The 17,866-nt window shown below is 59.6% G+C and carries 14 protein-coding genes and 1 rRNA gene; 8 read left to right on the forward strand and 7 right to left on the reverse strand.

Going from position 1 to position 17,866, the window contains the following annotated elements; translation table 11 throughout:
• Positions 1-96 precede the first annotated feature (96 nt).
• From rrf to AB4N43_RS21575, 4 genes are all read left to right on the forward strand, one after another.
• A 5S ribosomal RNA gene (rrf, locus tag AB4N43_RS21560) occupies positions 97-212 on the forward strand.
• A gap of 146 nt (positions 213-358) precedes the next feature.
• Positions 359-1,018, forward strand: a complete 660-nt coding sequence (locus AB4N43_RS21565; RefSeq protein ID WP_027925910.1) for a paraquat-inducible protein A — start codon at positions 359-361, stop codon at positions 1,016-1,018.
• The gene (locus AB4N43_RS21570) at positions 1,005-1,628 is read left to right on the forward strand and encodes a paraquat-inducible protein A (protein ID WP_027925911.1); all 624 of its coding nucleotides are present in this window, start codon (positions 1,005-1,007) and stop codon (positions 1,626-1,628) included. The genes AB4N43_RS21565 and AB4N43_RS21570 overlap by 14 nt, the downstream gene beginning before the upstream one ends.
• A complete protein-coding gene (locus AB4N43_RS21575) occupies positions 1,621-3,924 on the forward strand; it encodes a PqiB family protein (RefSeq protein WP_059182152.1) in 2,304 nt (767 codons plus the stop codon). The genes AB4N43_RS21570 and AB4N43_RS21575 overlap by 8 nt, the downstream gene beginning before the upstream one ends.
• Before the next feature lie 158 nt (positions 3,925-4,082).
• Here the strand turns inward: AB4N43_RS21575 and mksF are convergent, their stop codons facing one another.
• The 3 genes from mksF to mksB are packed head-to-tail and all read right to left on the reverse strand — an operon-like array spanning position 4,083 to position 8,885.
• Positions 4,083-6,923, reverse strand: coding sequence for an Mks condensin complex protein MksF (gene mksF, locus AB4N43_RS21580; protein WP_460151928.1), 2,841 nt, complete (start codon positions 6,921-6,923; stop codon positions 4,083-4,085).
• A complete protein-coding gene (gene mksE, locus AB4N43_RS21585; protein WP_027925914.1) occupies positions 6,920-7,621 on the reverse strand; it encodes an Mks condensin complex protein MksE in 702 nt (233 codons plus the stop codon). Before mksE ends, mksF begins: the two co-directional genes overlap by 4 nt.
• Positions 7,611-8,885 carry an Mks condensin complex protein MksB gene (gene mksB / locus AB4N43_RS21590; RefSeq protein ID WP_032833673.1) on the reverse strand — a complete coding sequence of 425 codons (1,275 nt, stop codon included), beginning with the start codon at positions 8,883-8,885 and terminating at the stop codon, positions 7,611-7,613. Before mksB ends, mksE begins: the two co-directional genes overlap by 11 nt.
• Positions 8,886-9,092: 207 nt before the next feature.
• Between mksB and AB4N43_RS21595 the strand changes: the two genes are divergently transcribed.
• Together AB4N43_RS21595 and rimI are read left to right on the forward strand one after the other, a co-directional pair.
• The gene (locus AB4N43_RS21595) at positions 9,093-9,842 is read left to right on the forward strand and encodes a hypothetical protein (RefSeq protein ID WP_027925916.1); all 750 of its coding nucleotides are present in this window, start codon (positions 9,093-9,095) and stop codon (positions 9,840-9,842) included.
• The gene (gene rimI, locus AB4N43_RS21600) at positions 9,835-10,287 is read left to right on the forward strand and encodes a ribosomal protein S18-alanine N-acetyltransferase (RefSeq protein ID WP_027925917.1); all 453 of its coding nucleotides are present in this window, start codon (positions 9,835-9,837) and stop codon (positions 10,285-10,287) included. Before AB4N43_RS21595 ends, rimI begins: the two co-directional genes overlap by 8 nt.
• A gap of 129 nt (positions 10,288-10,416) precedes the next feature.
• Here rimI and AB4N43_RS21605 read toward each other — a convergent pair whose 3' ends face one another.
• The gene (locus tag AB4N43_RS21605; protein ID WP_027925918.1) at positions 10,417-10,821 is read right to left on the reverse strand and encodes a hypothetical protein; all 405 of its coding nucleotides are present in this window, start codon (positions 10,819-10,821) and stop codon (positions 10,417-10,419) included.
• A 141-nt stretch (positions 10,822-10,962) separates the two neighbouring features.
• Here AB4N43_RS21605 and can point away from each other — a divergent pair, with 141 nt between their 5' ends.
• Positions 10,963-11,607: a carbonate dehydratase gene (gene can / locus AB4N43_RS21610; protein ID WP_027925919.1), complete on the forward strand. Its 645-nt coding sequence runs from the start codon at positions 10,963-10,965 to the stop codon at positions 11,605-11,607.
• Between the two features lie 45 nt (positions 11,608-11,652).
• On the opposite strand, the gene AB4N43_RS21615 is transcribed toward can, so the two are convergent.
• The 3 genes from AB4N43_RS21615 to AB4N43_RS21625 form a co-directional block, all read right to left on the reverse strand.
• Complete coding sequence (locus AB4N43_RS21615) at positions 11,653-12,825, reverse strand: hypothetical protein (RefSeq protein WP_027925920.1); 1,173 nt, start codon at positions 12,823-12,825, stop codon at positions 11,653-11,655.
• A gap of 73 nt (positions 12,826-12,898) precedes the next feature.
• Positions 12,899-14,596: an acid phosphatase gene (locus AB4N43_RS21620; RefSeq protein ID WP_460151929.1), complete on the reverse strand. Its 1,698-nt coding sequence runs from the start codon at positions 14,594-14,596 to the stop codon at positions 12,899-12,901.
• Between the two features lie 219 nt (positions 14,597-14,815).
• Complete coding sequence (locus tag AB4N43_RS21625; RefSeq protein ID WP_027925922.1) at positions 14,816-16,234, reverse strand: short-chain fatty acid transporter; 1,419 nt, start codon at positions 16,232-16,234, stop codon at positions 14,816-14,818.
• A 202-nt stretch (positions 16,235-16,436) separates the two neighbouring features.
• On the opposite strand from AB4N43_RS21625, the gene AB4N43_RS21630 reads away from it, so the two are divergent.
• The gene (locus AB4N43_RS21630) at positions 16,437-17,750 is read left to right on the forward strand and encodes an MFS transporter (RefSeq protein ID WP_460151930.1); all 1,314 of its coding nucleotides are present in this window, start codon (positions 16,437-16,439) and stop codon (positions 17,748-17,750) included.
• Positions 17,751-17,866 lie beyond the last annotated feature (116 nt).

The raw sequence follows: 17,866 nt of genomic DNA on the forward strand, positions 1-17,866 counted from the left end.
CAAAGTCGAAAATTCGAAACGAAACACACAAATCTATTGCATACCCATTCGCTGGAGCGTGATCTCGCAAGAGAAAACGACCTGGCTACCGAATTTCTTGACGACCATAGAGCATTGGAACCACCTGATCCCATCCCGAACTCAGCAGTGAAACGATGCATCGCCGATGGTAGTGTGGGGTTTCCCCATGTGAGAGTAGGTCATCGTCAAGATTAAATTCCGAAACCCCTATCTGCGTATGCAGGTAGGGGTTTTGTTTTGCCTGCGAGAAAGTACTCGCCCTTAACGCACAAATTGGCGCAGTTATTTTTGACCCATGCCTCTAGAATAGGGCCAACTTTTTCGGAACAGAGCCTTTATGTCAGATCCGGTTGACGCCGCAAGGCTGTCAGAATTACCGCTGGACGATTTGGTTGCGTGTCATGAGTGCGACTTGCTGATGCGCAAACCCGAACTCGCCCATGGAGAGAAAGCGCTGTGTCCGCGCTGCGGTTATGAGCTCTACGCCCATCGGCACAACGTCGTACAGCGCAGTCTCGCTTTGGTGATCGCCGCTTTATTGTTATACGTGCCGGCGAACTTTTTACCCATCATGCAGCTCAATCTACTCGGGCAATCGTCAAACGACACTGTCTGGAGCGGCGTTGTGGCCTTGTTCGACACCGGCATGCAAAGCGTCTCGGTGATTGTGTTCCTGTGCAGCATGGGCATCCCGTTGCTTAAGCTGCTCTGCCAATTGGCCGTCTTGTTGAGCATTCGCTTTGATATCGGACGCAGCTACGGCCTGTTGCTCTATCGCATTTATCACCATCTACGGGATTGGGGAATGCTCGAGGTTTACCTCATGGGCGTGCTGGTTGCGTTCGTAAAACTGGCAGATATGGCAGCCATTAGCGTAGGCCTTGGTCTGGTGTGTTTTATCAGTTTGCTGTTGGTTCAGGTCGGGTTGGAGGTTGTGATGTCGCCTCATCAGATCTGGCAGGCTTTATCAGGAGAGGATGCCCATGCGGGCGATTGATGCAGGCATTCTGATTTGTGCGGAATGCCATGAGTTGAACAAGCAGGAAGCTGACACCGACGAGCAAGTCTGCACTCGTTGTGGTGCGCTGGTTCATGCCCGTCGCCCAAACAGCCTGGTGCGTACCTGGGCGCTGCTGGTAACTGCGGCCATTCTCTACATTCCGGCCAACGTGCTGCCGATCATGACCATCAACTCACTCGGCAAGGGCGCCCCCAGCACCATCATGTCCGGCGTGATTGACCTGGTTCATTACGGCATGTTTCCCATCGCGGCAGTTGTGTTCATTGCCAGTATTCTGGTGCCGACGTTCAAACTGGTAGGCATCGGGTTGCTGTTGTTTTCCATACAGCGCCGCCAGCCTCTCTCGGCTCGCCAACGAATCTGGATGTACCGCTTTATCGAGTTCATCGGCCGCTGGTCAATGCTGGACATCTTTGTGATCGCCATCCTGGTGGCGGTCGTGAATTTCGGACGGCTTGCCAGCATCGAAGCCAATCTTGGCGCTATCGCCTTCGCCAGTGTGGTGATTTTGACGATGCTTGCTGCAGTTTCTTTCGATCCCCGACTGATTTGGGATAACACGGAGTCGGACGACGACCATGACTGATTTGCCTACAGCGAAAACCCGACCGGCCTCGAACTGGTCAGCCATCTGGATTCTGCCTCTGATCGCTTTGATCATCGGCGGCTGGCTCGGCTGGCGTGCCTATAACGAGACCGGTATCGAGGTTCAGGTGCGCTTCGAAAGCGGCGAGGGCATCCAGGCCAACAAGACGGAAGTCGTCTATAAAGGCATGTCCGTCGGTAAGGTTAAAGCCCTGAAACTCGATGACGAAGGCGCTTCCAAAGGCGTGATCGCGACCATCGAGATGAACAAAGATGTCGAGCAATACCTCAGGACCAGCACGCGCTTCTGGCTGGTCAAACCGAGCGTGACGCTGGCCGGTATCACCGGTCTGGAAACCTTGGTGTCGGGCAATTACGTGGCGATCAGTCCCGGTGAAGGCGAGCCCACTCGCAAATTCAAGGCGCTGGCTGAAGAGCCGCCCCTGTCCGACGCCAAACCGGGATTGCACCTGACCATCAAGGCTGATCGCCTCGGCTCACTGAACCGTGGCAGTCCTGTGTTCTACAAGCAGATCAAAGTCGGCCAGATCAAAAGTTATGTGCTCTCGGAAGACCAGAGTACGGTCGAGCTCAAAGTGTTCATCGAACCCACCTACGCCAATCTGGTGCGCAAACACACGCGTTTCTGGAACGCCAGCGGCATTAGCATCGACGCCAACCTGTCGGGTGTGAAAATTCGCAGTGAGTCGCTTGCCAGCATCGTCGCCGGGGGGATCGCGTTCGCCACGCCGGAGAATCGCAAGGACAGCCCACCCACCGATCCGAGCCTGCCGTTCCGTCTCTACGAAGACTTCGACGCTGCTGCCGCCGGTATTCGGGTCAAGGTCAAACTCACCGATTTCGAAGGATTGCAGGCTGGCCGCACGCCGGTCATGTACAAAGGCATCCAGGTCGGCAACCTGAAAGCGCTGAAGATCGATCCGGACCTGTCCGGTGCCACCGCCGAATTGACCCTCGATCCATTGGCCGAAGATTACCTGGTCAGCGGTACTCAATTCTGGGTGGTCAAACCGTCGATTTCCCTCGCGGGCATCACCGGCCTGGAAGCGCTGGTCAAAGGTAACTACATCGCCGTGCGCCCTGGCGATAAAGGCTCCCCACCGCAACGCGAGTTCGTGGCACGGCCCAAGGCGCCACCGCTGGACCTGCGTTCGCCGGGCCTGCACCTGGTGTTGTTCACCGAAAACCTCGGGTCCCTGGAAGTTGGCAGCCCGATCCTCTATAAGCAGGTCAAAGTCGGTTCGGTGCAGAGCTATCAGTTCTCCAAGACCAAGAAACAACTGGTGATCGGCGTTCACATCGAGAAGGAATACGAAGGTCTGGTCAACGCCTCGACGCGCTTCTGGAATGCCAGCGGTATCACACTCACGGGTGGACTGACCGGCGGAATCCAGGTCAAAAGTGAATCGCTGCAAAGCCTGATGGCCGGTGGTATCGCCTTTGAGACCCCGGAAGCCAAAGCCCCGCTGCAAAAGAAGATCCCGCGTTTCCGTCTGTTCGCCAACCATGACGAAGCCAATCAGAAAGGCACCGTGGTCACTATCAAGGTCGAACGCGCCGATGGCCTGCGTAACGGCACACCGGTGAGATTCAAAGGGCTGGACGTCGGCAAGATCGAAGACGTTGACCTCACCGATGATCTGCAATCGGTGATGCTCACCGCACGTATCACCGAAGTGCCGGAGCGCATTGCCCGGGTGGGCACTCAGTTCTGGGTGGTCAAGCCTGAGTTGGGGCTGATCAAGACCCGCAATCTGGAAACGCTGGTGACCGGTCAATACATCGAAGTGCAACCTGCTCCGAAGAACCTCGGCCCACAGAAGAACTTCGTCGCGTTGGCCAATCCGCCAGAGACGGCCAAGCAGGAAGCCGGTTTGAGTCTGGTCCTGAGCGCCGCGCGCCGTGGTTCGCTGAAAACCGGTGTGCCGGTGACGTATCGCGAAATCACCGTGGGCAAGGTCACTGGATATGAACTTGGCCAGACAGCGGATCGTGTGCTGGTGCACATTCTGATCGAACCGAAATACGCACCGCTGGTGCGCAGCGGCACGCGTTTCTGGAACAGCAGTGGTTTTGGTTTTGACTACGGCTTGTTCAAAGGCGCAACGGTGCGCACTGAATCGCTGGAGACACTGATTCAGGGCGGTATCGCCTTCGCCACCCCGGACGGCGATCGCATGGGCAGCCCGGCGCGAGCTGAGCAAACCTTCCCGCTGTTCGACAAGTTTGAAGATGAATGGCTGACCTGGGCGCCGAAAATCGCAATCGGCAAATAGTTTATTGGTGCCTGTGATGCCGCCATCGCGAGCAAGCTCGCCCACATTGAATTGTGTTTACACAGATCTAATGTAGGAGTGAGCCTGCTCGCGATGAGGCCCACAAAAAAAGGCCGCGATCCATTGGATCGCGGCCTTTTCATATCTAACGGATTAACTCAAACCGCATCCAGCTCCGGTTCATCCGCCTGCGCCACAACGCTCGCCTTCACCTCGTCATGACGGCGAATGTACTTCCAGTCCGCCTCATCGATGTAGATCCCGTTTGGCCCGCTGCCGCCTTCCAGGTCAATCGCGACACTGGCGCAAACCTGCGGCTTCACACTCGCCAGGATCGGCACGAAGCCCAGTTGCAGGCTGGTTTCCAGCAACGCTGCCTGGTTCTTCTCATCGATGTCCGCCGCCTCGTCGAGGTAGTACGGCAGGCGCACGCGACCGGCCTGGTCGCGGTCCATCAAGTGCAGCAACAGGTACATGTTGGTCAGCGCCTTGATGGTCATTGTGGTGCCGTTGGACGCGGCGCCGTCGATGTCGGTGTGGATGACTGGCTGACCGTTGACCTTGGTGATCTCGAACGCCAGTTCGAACAAGTCCTTGAGGCCCAGCTGGTTGTGGTTGGCGGCCACCAGCCGCGCCAGGTATTCCTTGGCTTCTTCGTTCTTGTTGTCCTGATCGGCACTTTGGCTCAGGTCGAACACGGAGAGGGTTTCGCCTTCTTCGTATTGGCCGGCGCTGTGGATGATCTGGTCGATGTGCTTGAGCGCTTCCTTGTTCGGCGCGAGCACGATGCGGAAGCTTTTCAGGTTGGACACCTGACGCTTGTTGATCTCGCGGTTGAACAACGCCAATTGATGCTCGAGACTGTCGTAGTCGCTACGAATGTTGCGCAGGGTCCGGGCGATGTCCGTGACCGCCGCCCGGCGTGCCTTGCCCAGCGTCAGGGCTTCGTCGGTGCGGTGCGCGTACGCGTTGATCAGCAGCTGCAGGCGACGCTCCATATCGTCTTCGCTGTCGAACTTGGCCACACCCTTGAGGCGGACCTGCGCGTACAGCGCCTCGATCTGACCGTCGCTGCGCAGCAAACCCTGCCAGCTGTCTTGGTAGTCATTGAGCAGCGGCAGCAGGTTGTCCATGGAATCGTCGATCGGGTCCATGAACGGTGTACCGAACGGCAGGTCTGCCGGCAACAGCTGACGGCGGCGCAGGGCGTCGTCGAGGGTGCGTTGCTTGGCTTCCATGTCGCCGATCTGACGGCCGACCAGTTGCAGCTTGGCCGACAGTTGCTGGACGCGTTCGGTGAAGGCATCGCTGGAACGCTTCAAATCGTCCTGCGCCGCTTCCATCTGTGCCAGTTGCTCAAGCTTGTCGCCTTCCTCAGCGCTCAGGGTTTGCGCGCGACGGAAATCTTCCAGGGCTTTCTGCGCATCCAGCACTTGCTGGTACAGCGCTTCGGTCTGAGTCTTGCTCGCGGCGCGGTCGGCGGCCACGGCTTGTTGGGTCTTGAGTTGCTTGAGTTCTTTGTCCAGGCGCTCTTTCTGATCGCGCAACGCGGCGCGGTCAGCCAATGCTTGCAGCGCGGGCGGCTCGATGTGCGAGATGTCGATGGACAGGCCCGGCACTTCGAAGCGCTCGCCTTTGAAACCGTCGAGGATCAATTCCATGGATTTGACCCACTGACCGTCCTCGTCCAGCGTGATGCCGTGTTCGCCCAGCGGCAGGCTGAACAAGGCGCTGTTGAACAGACGCATCAGGCGCTCGACGTCCTGTTGCGAGAACTCTTCGCGCAGGCGGGCGTAGCTGTTGTTGTCGGCGTGATCGAGTTGCTGCTTGACCGACTTCAGGCGTTTTTCCAGGTCACGCAGACGCTCTTCCAGATCTTCGGCAGAGAACTGCCGCGACTGTGCCAGCGCACCCGCCAGTTCATCGTGCGCGTCCTTGGCCGCCAGCAGTTGTTGCTCCAGCACTTTGACGTCATCGACCAACGCGAAGCGATGCTTGAGCACCGACAACTCGCCGAGCCAGCGCTGGATGCCGGTGATTTCCCGCTCCAGGCGCATCAGTTCTTGTGTGCCGCCACGCTGATCGTTTTGCAGCGCGTCCTGCTCGTTGCGGTAATGCTCGGCCTGAATCGTCAGTTCTTCCTTGCGCGCACTGGCGTAGTCCGACCAGGTGCCAAGCAGGGAATCGAGCAGCGGCGAGATGCGGTGCAATTTGCCGCGCAGGATATTGCGCTGGGCCACGCCGGCGGCCAGTGCTTCAACCAGCGGGCCGGCAGTGACCAGCGAGTTGTAATCCTGCTCCATGCGCCGTACATCGCGGAACGCTTCTTCGCACGCGGCGATGTAGTCGACGCTGCCGGAACGCAGGCTGTGCTCAAACGCATCGAGGAACAGTTGCTTGAGCTTGGCCGCGGTGATTTCGCGCATGTGCAGCAGGTTGATGAACAGTGCGCGGAAGGTCTTCAGGCTCTGCTCGCTGGTGGAACGCAGCGGGATCAGCGTCAGGTCCAGCGGGATCGAGGTGTGACCGCCGACCAGCAAACGACGCAGCTCATCAGGCTTCAACTCGTAGGCTTTGAGGCCTTCGCGTTCAAGGTTGGTGAACAGTTCTTTCTGGCGCAGGCAGGTGTCGTTCTTCTGGTAATGCGCCAGATCCAGCTTGCCGGCATAGGCAAAGAACTGGTGACCGAAACCACCGCCCGGGCCGCGACCGACCACGCCGATCACGTGCGGGCCGTGGGGCAGCGACACTTCAACCAGGATGTAACTGGTGTCCGAGGCGAAGTAGAAGCGTCGGGATTGTTCCAGGCTGTACTTGCCGAAACTCATGTCCGACATGCGCGCCAGGATCGGGAACTGCAAGGCGTTGATCGAGGCGGATTTACCGAGGTTGTTCGCGCCGTAGACCGACAGCGGCTCTTCCAGCGGAAACAGACCGAGGCTGTAACCGGCGGTGTTCAAAAGGGCAAAACGGCGAATGCCGTAGCGTTCCTTGCTCATGCGTCGGTCTCCTGTTCTTCGGCAATGGCGCGGGCCATGGCGTCTTCTTCGCTTTCTTCTTCGAAGTCACTGAGGTCCAGCGGATCGTCGGTTTCCAGCAATTTTTCATCGCTGTCGTCATCGATCAGCACGGGGACCGGCAATGGCAACACGCTGTGCAGGCTGGCCGCCAGATCACGGTCCTGCTGGACCGACAGGCAGACATCGAGGAAGCGGTGCATCGGCGGCAGGAAACGGTAGATGCCGTTTTCCTCGCCGGCGAAACCGAGCTGGGTCATGCGGCGCATGATTTTTTCTTCGAGTTCTTCGACGGTCTGTACTTCGGCCTGGATAAACAGGTCGCGGTACTTTTCGAGCAAGGACGGCAATTCATCGCGGCCGAGGCTGCCGCCGTCGAGCACGGCGACCGGGTCGCGGCCCTGATCCGCCAGATGCTCGACGAGGATGAAGGTGAACAGCGCCAGTCGTTGCGCGGTTTTGTTCACCGCGGCAGCAGCAAGGTCCGGCACGAAGTAGTAGAAACCACGGGTGTCACACACCAGCTCAAACCCCAAGGCCTTGAACAGCGTGCGGTACTGGTCCTGGAAGTTCGACAGTTGCGCGTACAGCTCCGGGTCGCGGCGGCTGACGTGGTAGCCCTTGAACAGCTCGCGAAAGATCGGCGCCAGCTGGGACAGTTCGTTTAGATCAAGATGCATGTGGGATGCTCGCAGAATCCTCGGCGGCGTCGCCGGCCGAGAGCAGGGCGAAGGAGCGCAGGCTGACCTGATGCTCATGAGTGTGGTATTCGCGGCGTTCCAGACGCTCACGTTTGAAGCGTTTCTCCCGCGACAGGCGCGAGAACCAGTACAGCAATTCGTCGGTCGCGCCGTCCGGTTCCTGCTCCAGCAGCCAGGTCATCAGGTCCGGCATCGGCAGGGCGTCTTCACAGCGTTCGAGCATTTCGCGAACGGTACGAGGCGCGCGCGGGGCTTCGCCTTTCTGGGTCTTGTGCGCTTTGGGGAAACGCGCCGGTTTCGGTTCGAAACGGGCCAGCGCATACACGTAGGCTTCGACCTGACTCGCACTGCCGAGGAACGTGCTTTGCGGGCGGGTGAACATCGGCATCGCGGCTTGCGGGACGGCATCGATGCCTTTGCGACGAATGGCCGACAAGGCCAACGCGGCGCCACGGGTCACGGCATTGTGGCGACGGGCTTCTTCACGCAGCGGCAGCAGCAGTTCGCGGGCATGACGCAGGGTCAATTGGGCGCTGGTCTGCATTTCGAGGATACGGGCGTGGGTACGCAGCAGCATGTCGTCATCGACCAGATGGCCAAGGCGCTGCTGCTCGCTGAGCATCTTCAGCAGCACGGTTTCGACCTTGCGTACGCCTTGTTCGAAGGCGCCGTCGGCGTTCACCAGTTCGATCATCGGTTCGACGTATTCGTCCCAGGTCGCCAGCACTTCAGCGTAACGCTGACGCAACGGGATCTGCCGATCGCTGGTTTTCGCCCGTTCGGCGACGGCCACCAATGCTTGTTCATCGTTATCGAGTTTTTTCAGTACGTCGCGTACGCGCATATCGAGCAAGCGCAATTGGCGCGCCAGATCATGGCCATCGCGAATGTCAAAGGCGTCCTGAATGTAACCGGCCAGGCGCTCGAGGTGACGCAGGTAGGCTTCGATTTCCAGGCACAGGCCTAGACGGTGCTCACGGCGCAGGTAAGCGAGGAAGTCGTGAATCTGCGCATTGAGCTCGAACCGGTTCGGGCTTTTCGCCACGGGCACCAGAATGTCGAGGCGGATCCACACGTCCAGCAGGCTGGTGATGTCCTGCGGCGTACTGTCGAGTTGCTGGGCGGCCAACTGTGAACGCAGTTCGTTGAGGCTCAAGGTGCCTTGGTCGAAGTGCTCGCACAGTGGCTCCAGAAGTGCCCAGTGTTCAGCGAGGGCGCGCAAGACGCGCTTGGGTTCGATCATCGGAATGGCCGGCTGGTTGACGATTAAAAGCCGCGATTGTACTGCATCGCAGGCGTGTCGATTCACTCTCGGGACAGACAGTAGGTTTTCTATCGATCGAGGGCGGGCGATCTTGAGCGAAGGGCGGTAGAATCAGCGCACTATTAGTTATCCACAAGTGGCCGACCTTTGCTTATCGAGTCCCGTCGCCGCGCTTATTTGACCGCCATGCAGGTGGTCAACTGGCTGCCGCGCACCGAATTGCCCTTTGCCGCGCCTTCGCGCCCCGAGCTGCTGGAGATGCCTGAGCCGTTGGTCGTCGCGCCAATGGCTCCGGTTGCGCCTGCGCCTGTGGCTGATGTGCCCGTGGAACCGCTGGTCAAACCGGCCGAACGGGTGAAGATCGAGGTGCCGCGTCCTTCATTGGCCAGTACGCGCACCAACGCCAAGGTCGAAGAAGAGGCGGCTCCGGTCGTCGCCAAGGTTGTGCAGGTGCCGCCACCGCGCTTCGCCCTGCAATTGTTGCGCGCCGGTCGCTGCCTGCTGCTGGTGGAGTTACCCACAGGCGAAACGTTCCAGACTCGCGATCCCGCCTATTTATTGCTCAAGGACATGCTGCGCGCCGCCGGTCTGCCGGACAGCCCACAGATCGTCGGCGAACCGGTACGCTGGCCGCTGCTGGCTCGCGGCACCATGGACCAAGGCCCGGAAGCGGCGCGCGACTTCGTCCAAGGCTTTCTCTCGGCGCGTATCGAAGACGCGCCATGCGTGTGCGTGTGGCTGATCGGCCTGCCGGCGGTGCGTTTTGCCGGTGAAGCCAACGCCGAATCGTTCAACCGCGAACTCCAGGTCGAAGGCCTGGGCTCGGTCTGGGCCCTGCCGGGTCTGGAATTATTAATGGAAGAGCCACAGCGTAAGGCTGATGTCTGGCAAGCCATGCGTCGGCTGATGGCGCGCTGGAAAGAATCAAATGAGTGACGCTGTATCGTTCCGCCCGATGACCGAGGCGGACCTGGACGCTGTACTGAAAATCGAATACGCGGCATACAGCCATCCCTGGACTCGCGGGATTTTTCTCGACGGGCTGGGCAAGTATCAGATCTGGCTGATGTTCGAAGGGCAGCAGCAGGTCGGCCACGGCGTGGTGCAAATCATTCTGGATGAGGCGCATCTGCTCAATATCACCGTCAAGCCGGAAAATCAGGGCCGTGGCCTGGGTTTGACGCTGCTGGAGCATTTGATGTCGATTGCCTACAAGGCTGAGGCGCGGGAGTGTTTTCTGGAAGTTCGCGACAGCAACCGCACGGCGTTTCGCTTATATGAGCGGTACGGGTTTAACGAGATTGGCCGGCGTCGGGATTACTACCCGGCTGTTGGTGGTCGGGAAGACGCCGTGGTCATGGCCTGCACCCTGGTCGACTGACCTTCTTTAGAGCCTCGCGAGCAGGCTCACTCCTACAGTTGATCTGTGTAGTCAACAAATTCTGTGACAGACATAGATCAACTGTAGAAGTGAGCCTGCTCGCGATGGCGTCAAATCAGGCGATAGAGATCACCGATCCTTATCCATCGGATCCCGCCGCGCCATCTCCGCCTCATCCAGGCCATTCCCCCCGCCAATGTCATCTTCATCGACAATGCTCAAATCCCAATCCGCCTGATCACCGTCACCCGCTTCATGGGCATCCCGCGCGCCATCTTCATGGATCAACGTTTCCGGGCTCATGTCATCATCGGTAGACTCGTGATCATCGGTCGAAGCCCCCGTCATACCGGCTTCACGCACGCGCTCGCGAGGCATCAGCCGTTCGCGTTCGGTTTCGGGCAACTCGTCACCGATTTTGGCGCTGGGTTCTTCCTCATCGAAATCCAGCTCTTGCATCGAGCCCATGCGGTCTTCGTTGTCGTCGATCGGCTCAGGTTGCACCGCATCGTACGGACGTCGTGATTCAGTCATGGCAATTCCTCATACTGTGGGCCTTACTAGGGTTGACCCACTGGGCTCCTGAGAATTCCACCGGTCATACTTGCATCAAGCGCGTGACCTCGACGGGCGGTTGTTTGTCAAACCTGCGCATCATTCTTGAGGCTTTACAGCATGAACGAATTACAAGATCTGATTGATAACAACGAACGCTGGGCTGAAGCGATCAAACAGGAAGATCCGGACTTCTTCTCCAAGCTGGCCCGCCAACAGACGCCGGAATACTTGTGGATTGGTTGTTCCGACGCCCGAGTGCCGGCCAACGAGATCGTCGGCATGCTGCCGGGCGACCTGTTCGTACACCGTAATGTGGCCAACGTGGTGCTGCACACCGACCTTAACTGCCTGTCGGTGATTCAGTACGCGGTGGACGTGCTCAAGGTCAAACACATCCTGGTCACCGGCCACTATGGCTGTGGTGGCGTACGCGCCTCGATGCAGGATCGTCAGCTGGGCCTGATCGACGGCTGGCTGCGCTCGATCCGGGACCTTTATTACGAAAAGCGCGAAGAACTGGCCGAGCTGGCGACTGAAGAAGAACAGGTCGATCGTCTCTGTGAGCTCAACGTGATCCAGCAAGTGGCGAACGTCGGCCACACCAGCATCGTGCAAAACGCCTGGCACCGTGGGCAGCCGCTGTCGATCCATGGCTGCATCTACGGCATCAAGGACGGTCGCTGGAAAAGCCTGAACACGACCATCAGCGGATTTGAGCAACTGCCGCCGCAATACCGTCTGCGTCCGGTCGAGAAGCTTTAAGCCGGTCGGGGAGTGCGCGTCAGCCTTTGCTGACGCGCAAGGTGATTACAGCGCCGGTGCCGGAATCGCTGTTGCGGGCGCCGGAGCTTGCAGCTGTTGGAGTTGGGCCTTGATTGGCGTTGTCGCGCACTTGGCCTCGGCTTGTTCCGGGGTCAGGTTGCGGATCGAGGTGTAGAACAACTCGCAGGTTTTTTCTTTCTGGGTCACTTGCCAGGTTTGTGTGCAGCTTTTCAGCTGGGCAGCAGGGTCGCTGCCCGGTGTGCTGCCCATGCCGGCTTGCCAGCACGCGGCGCTCAAATCCTGGCCCATGACGGCCAGGCCCGCAGCATCGGCTTTCGCCTGAGCATCGTCGCCGGTATAGCTGTCCGGGTTGGCGGCGTACCAGATGTAACTCGGATGGTTCGAGCCCAATACCGGCACGTTCAGGCCTTTCTTCGGGCTGATCATCGCCAGACCCAGCACGTCGACGGTCACACCATATTGCTGCTTGATCCAGTTACGCACTGGCGCGCCAAAGGCGACCATCGGCAGCGCCGCACCTTTGGCGTTCTGGCTGACGTCCTTGACCATGGTGGTCTGGTAATCCGTGAAGTAGCCGTAGACACCCTCCAGGTCCTTGCCGGCGCTGGCCGGCGCGGCAATGGGCGCGATGTCGATGATGGTCTGATAGCCCGGCGTCTGGTCAGCGGGGATGCCGTTATCCGTCAGCAACGTGGCCCAGCGATCCGTGGTCGCGGAGCGCAGGTAATCCTGGGCCTGGGTCAGGGAGTAATCCGGCGGGAAGTGCAGCAATTCGACACTCTTACGGTTTTCCAGGGCCATGCCCAACGGCAGGAACAAGTACCAGTTGTAGGCCCATTTGCTGTCGGCATTGAGTTTTTTGGCACCGGTGTAGGCCAGATCGCCGGCATCGAGTAACGCGGCCAGCGGTTTTTCGTAACCCTTTGGTACGCCGCTGATGTCGGCGTAGAGCTGATGGTTATCGGTCTTTACTCGCACTTTTGCAGTGCTGTAGCCATCGCGTTGCACGCTTTGGGTCAGGTAATGCTCGACGGTTTGTTCAAGCGTCCAGTTGCGAAAGCAGATCACATTGCAGTTGTTGGGGTAGGCGAAAAGCCGGGTAACACGTTCGGTGCTGCCCAGTTTCAGATCGACATCGGCGTGGGCGGCGGCACTCAGGGCGAGGGCGGCAAAGGTGAGTCCTGTGAGTTTCAGCATGCTCAGATCCTTTTCAGCGTGGGCCCGCGTGGATCGCAGGCCACCGTACTAAAGCAGATCGGCCGATAATTGCTCAGCTGAACCTGAGCGCATGGGTCAAGTCGCCCATGGGTTTCTGGCCCCGAGCAATCATCGCCTCATCCCGCTGCTTGAGCCCGTCGAGCTTCTCCAGCCCGAACACCCGAGTGATCAAACGCAGGATCGACGCTGTGTCATAGACCGTGTGGTCCACCGTGCCTTTGCGCGCGAAGGGCGACACCACCAGCGCCGGCACCCGTGATCCCGGCCCCCAGCGATCGCCTTTGGGCGGTGCAACGTGATCCCACCAACCCCCGTTTTCATCGACCGTAACCACGACCACCATGTTTTTCCATTGCGGGCTTTCGCGCAGCACTTTCAGGGCGCGCACGATGTGCCGATCACCGGACGCCACATCGGCGTAACCGGCGTGCATGTTCAGGTTGCCCTGGGGTTTGTAGAAGCTCACCGCAGGCAGTTTGCCAGCCTCGGCATCGGCGAAGAACTTGTTGGTGCTCGATTCATCGCCCAGGCCGGCGTCGCGCAGACGTTTGTTGCGTTCGGCCGGGTTCTCCGGGCCCAGCTGTTTGAAGTAGTTGAACGGCTGATGGTGGTACTGGAAGTTGGGGATCTTCGGGATGCCACCGGAGTCCTTGAACTGATCCAGCGTCGCCTGCCAGGCGCCGGCGTACCAGGCCCAGTCGACATTTTTCTTTGAGAGCTTGTCGCCGATGTGCTCGTGGGTTTGTGGGACCAGCACGTTCGGCAAGTCTGGTTTGGCGTAGGCCGGGCGGTCAGGGTCGCGAATCCACGTCGGCCAGTACGGCGGCGCGAGCGTGTTGACGCCGTAGCCATCCGGGGTCAAAGCACTGGGACCGAACTGCGGTGGGCCGGTCATGGCGCTGGCTGGGGATTTATCCAAAGGCTTGAGCCGTGGGTCCGTCGGATCGTCGCTTTGCAGCACCGCGATTTGCGCCTTGGCCACCGAATTGGCCGCATCGGGATAAAACGGCGCGGTGGCGCTGATCAGGTATTGGTGGTTGAGAAACGAACCGCCGAAAGCGCCCTGGAAAAAGTTATCGCAGAGCACAAATTCCTGGGCGACGTCCCACAAGCGCAGGGAATAACGACTCTGCGCGTAATGGCCCATGGTCAGGCCGCCGGAGTCTGCCCAGGCGACAAAACCGTCATTCTTGCCACCGTTGATCTGCATCTGGTTTTGATAGAACACGTGCCACAAATCGCGGGTCACCAAGCCAAACGGCAGGTCTTCAGCGTTCGGGCCTTTGAGGGCAAACGGCGCGTTGGGCAGTTGCTGCTGAAACTGGGTTTCACTGGGGTACGTCACGCCATCCAGGGTTTGCGGACCGATCTGCAAAACGCCGCCCCATACCGGTGGCAGCGTCTGCAACAGACTGCCATCGCGATCACGCTGTTGATACTCGCCAGGCTGGAGGGATGACAGCGGTTTTTCGACACCGGGGAAATCGCCGAACAGATTGTTGAAACTGCGGTTCTCGGCATAGATCACCACCACGGTTTTCACCTGGTCGTGCAGGGCTTTGTCCAATTCCGCCGGGGACAGTGGGTGTTCGACAGGTTTGCCCGGCTCATCCCCCTGATTGCCGCAAGCGCTCAGCGTTGCGCCGACACCCAGCACCGCAACGCCACCGAGAAAGCGCCGGCGGCTAGTATCGGTGGGCGCATCTGCGTCGGGAGAAGGAACGTCGATGTTGTCTTTATCGTCAGTCATGCCAAGTCCCGTTTAGCTGAGTTTGTTGCAATATGTTTCGGCGGACGCTAGCAGCGGGATGTGACAGAAGGGTTACAGTCTTGAGTGCAGCAAAGTTCTTAATGTAGGCGTGAGCCTGCTCGCGATAGCGGTTTGGCAGTCACATCAATGTTGGATGGACTACCGCTATCACGAGCAGGCTCGCTCCTACAGTTGTTTTATGGTGATTGTTGGATCGGGTTAAGGCATTACCGGCGCCGTATACGTCAGCGTCGTCCCCAGCGCCCACAGCAGAAACAACACCAGCGGCGTGTGCACCAGCAATTGCACAAACGAAAACCCGATCAAGTCCCGCGCCTTCAGCCCGAGCACGCCCAGCAGCGGCAGCATGTAGAACGGGTTGATCAGGTTCGGCAGCGCTTCGGCTGCGTTGTAGATCTGTACGGCCCAGCCCAGGTGGTAGTTCAGGTCCGTGGCGACTTGCATGACGTACGGCGCTTCGATGATCCACTTGCCGCCGCCGGACGGAATGAAGAAACCGAGAATCGCCGAGTACACGCCCATCAGGAACGCGTAGGTGTCGTGGGACGCGATGCTGACGAAGAAGGTCGAGATGTGGTGCGCCAGGGTCTGGGCGTCAGTGCCTTTGACCGTGGTCATCAACGCGGCGATCGAGCCGTACAGCGGGAACTGGATCAGCACGCCGGTGGTGGTCGGGACAGCGCGGGCCACGGCATCGAGGAAGCTGCGCGGACGCCAGTGCAGCAGCGCGCCGAGCATCAGGAACAGGAAGTTGTAGGTGTTCAGCCCGGAGATGGCACTGATCGCGGGTTTGGTCGAAAACTCGTGGAACAGCCAGCCAGCCGCGAGTGCCACCAGCAAAAGGGTCAACAGCGGGCTGTGTTCCAGCCATTCGCCCGGGCGGGTGCGCGGGGCCAATGGCGGCAGATTGAAGCTCGGGTCGATGCCGCAGGCCTTGGCGTCACGGGCGGTGTTAGGGCCTGGCGCGGTGGCGTAGGCGATGATCAGCGAGACCACGATCAGCGCCAGCAGCATTACGCCGGACTGCCACAGGAAGATCGTTTGGGTGAACGGAATCACCCCGGTGATCGACAGGATCGACGGCGGCAGGCTGGCCGGGTTGGCCTGCAGTTGGGCGGCGGACGACGACAGACCCAGGGCCCAGACTGCGCCAAGACCCAGATAGGCAGCGGCGCCGGCGGCGCGGTAGTCCATTTTCAGATCGACGCGGCGGGCGAGGGCGCGCACCAGCAAACCGCCAAACACCAGCGACAAGCCCCAGTTCAGCAGCGAGGCAACCATGGAGATCAAGGCGACCCACGCCACGGCCGAGCGCCCGTTTTTCGGGATACGTGCCAGGCGGTCGATGAGTTTCACGGCGGGTGGCGAGGCAGCGACGACATAGCCACCGATGACCACGAACGCCATCTGCATGGTGAAGGGGATCAGGCTCCAGAATCCATCACCGAACGCCATGGCGGCGTCAGTCGGTTTGGCGCCCATGAACAGAGTGGCGACGGCGACGATGATTACCGCCAGCGCGGCAAATACCCAGGAGTCGGGGAACCAGCGTTCGGCAAAACTTGAGCAGCGCAGGGCAAAGCGGGCGGAGCGGGTATCTTCGATATCAGCGGCCACGGGGGTACCTCGAATTTTTATGTTTATTGTGGTCTTTCGGGCTGCAAAGGCCCGTCTGGACAGACGCCAACAGTAAATCAACCGCTGCTGACTTGTGACGAAACTTTACCAAAACAGGACTATGGTCTAACGGCTTGTCCATGGGCGCGTTTGCGTAGACCATGGGCGCCTTGGTTTTTTACCGGCTGCAGAGTTCTTTTTCATGACTGCCAACATCCCTTCGCGCCCGACGCCTTTTACCCGCTCGGATTACAAGACTCTCGGTCTTGCGGCCCTTGGTGGCGCGCTGGAAATCTACGATTTCATCATTTTCGTGTTCTTCGCCCTGACCCTCAGCCAACTGTTCTTCCCGCCGGAAATGCCCGAATGGCTGCGCCTGCTGCAAAGCTTCGGGATCTTCGTCACCGGTTATCTGGCGCGCCCGTTGGGCGGAATTCTGATGGCGCATTTCGCCGACCGGTTGGGGCGCAAGAAAGTCTTCAGCCTGAGCATCCTGATGATGGCGCTGCCGTGCCTGCTGATCGGGATCATGCCGACCTACGCGCAGATCGGCTATTGGGCGCCGCTGCTGCTGTTGGTGCTACGTGTCCTGCAAGGGGCGGCGGTGGGCGGTGAAGTGCCGAGCGCCTGGGTGTTCGTCGCCGAGCACGCGCCGGCCGGGCATCGCGGGTATGCCCTCGGTTTCCTGCAAGCCGGGCTGACTTTTGGCTACCTGATTGGCGCGCTGACGGCGACCTTCCTCGCACAGGCGTTCACACCGGCGGAAATTCTCGATTTCGCCTGGCGTTACCCGTTCCTCCTGGGCGGTGTGTTCGGGGTGATCGGTGTCTGGTTGCGCCGCTGGCTCAGTGAAACCCCGGTGTTCATGGCAATGCAGGCCCAGCGTGATGCCGCCGTCGAGCTGCCGCTGCGCACGGTCTTGCGTGAACATCGTCTGGCAATGTTGCCGGCGATGATCCTCACCTGCGTGCTGACCTCGGCGGTGGTGGTGTTTGTCGTTATCACTCCGACCATGATGCAGAAAACCTTTGGCATGACCGCCAGCCATACCTTCGCCCTGAGTGCGTTGGGCATCGAGTTCCTGAACATCGGCTGTGTACTCGCCGGGCTGCTGGTCGACCGCATCGGCGGCTGGCGCACGGTCATGCTCTATAGCCTGCTGCTGCCGCTGGGGATTGGTGTGCTCTATACCAGCCTGATTACGGGTGGTCACTGGATTGCTCTGTCCTACGCGGTTGCCGGTCTGAGTTGCGGAGTGGTCGGCGCGGTGCCGTCGGTGATGGTCAGCCTGTTCCCGGCGCGGGTTCGCGTCTCGGGCATTTCCTTCACCTACAACATTGCTTACGCCGCGTGGGCGAGCATCACACCACTGTTATTGATTGGTCTGATGCCGTGGAGCCCGTGGATCTGCGTGATCTTCTGTGCGGTCATGGGCGCAGTGGGTGTGGGCAGCGCGGCGTATTTTGGCGCACGCCTGCCCAGAGCCGGCCATTGCGCGGCCGCTGGCGCGATGTAATCGCAGCGTGTGACCGTAACTATTTTTGTAGGACAACCTTGAAACGCTCTTCAGAAAAGAACCGTACCGCCGATGGCTAGGCTGCATGCCGCTTTCTCTCCCAGTCCATCGGTGCT

Source organism: Pseudomonas sp. S2_B07 (assembly GCF_054668435.1).

Excerpts from the sequence above, each read along its gene's own strand:
- rimI (WP_027925917.1), top strand. The coding sequence starts at position 9,835 with ATGAGTGACGCTGTATCGTTCCGCCCGATGACCGAGGCGGACCTGGAC.
- AB4N43_RS21615 (WP_027925920.1), bottom strand. The coding sequence starts at position 12,825 with ATGCTGAAACTCACAGGACTCACCTTTGCCGCCCTCGCCCTGAGTGCC.
- AB4N43_RS21630 (WP_460151930.1), top strand. The coding sequence starts at position 16,437 with ATGACTGCCAACATCCCTTCGCGCCCGACGCCTTTTACCCGCTCGGAT.
- mksF (WP_460151928.1), bottom strand. The coding sequence starts at position 6,923 with ATGAGCAAGGAACGCTACGGCATTCGCCGTTTTGCCCTTTTGAACACC.
- AB4N43_RS21595 (WP_027925916.1), top strand. The coding sequence starts at position 9,093 with ATGCAGGTGGTCAACTGGCTGCCGCGCACCGAATTGCCCTTTGCCGCG.
- mksE (WP_027925914.1), bottom strand. The coding sequence starts at position 7,621 with ATGCATCTTGATCTAAACGAACTGTCCCAGCTGGCGCCGATCTTTCGC.
- mksB (WP_032833673.1), bottom strand. The coding sequence starts at position 8,885 with ATGATCGAACCCAAGCGCGTCTTGCGCGCCCTCGCTGAACACTGGGCA.
- AB4N43_RS21570 (WP_027925911.1), top strand. The coding sequence starts at position 1,005 with ATGCGGGCGATTGATGCAGGCATTCTGATTTGTGCGGAATGCCATGAG.
- AB4N43_RS21575 (WP_059182152.1), top strand. The coding sequence starts at position 1,621 with ATGACTGATTTGCCTACAGCGAAAACCCGACCGGCCTCGAACTGGTCA.
- AB4N43_RS21605 (WP_027925918.1), bottom strand. The coding sequence starts at position 10,821 with ATGACTGAATCACGACGTCCGTACGATGCGGTGCAACCTGAGCCGATC.
- AB4N43_RS21565 (WP_027925910.1), top strand. The coding sequence starts at position 359 with ATGTCAGATCCGGTTGACGCCGCAAGGCTGTCAGAATTACCGCTGGAC.
- AB4N43_RS21620 (WP_460151929.1), bottom strand. The coding sequence starts at position 14,596 with ATGACTGACGATAAAGACAACATCGACGTTCCTTCTCCCGACGCAGAT.
- can (WP_027925919.1), top strand. The coding sequence starts at position 10,963 with ATGAACGAATTACAAGATCTGATTGATAACAACGAACGCTGGGCTGAA.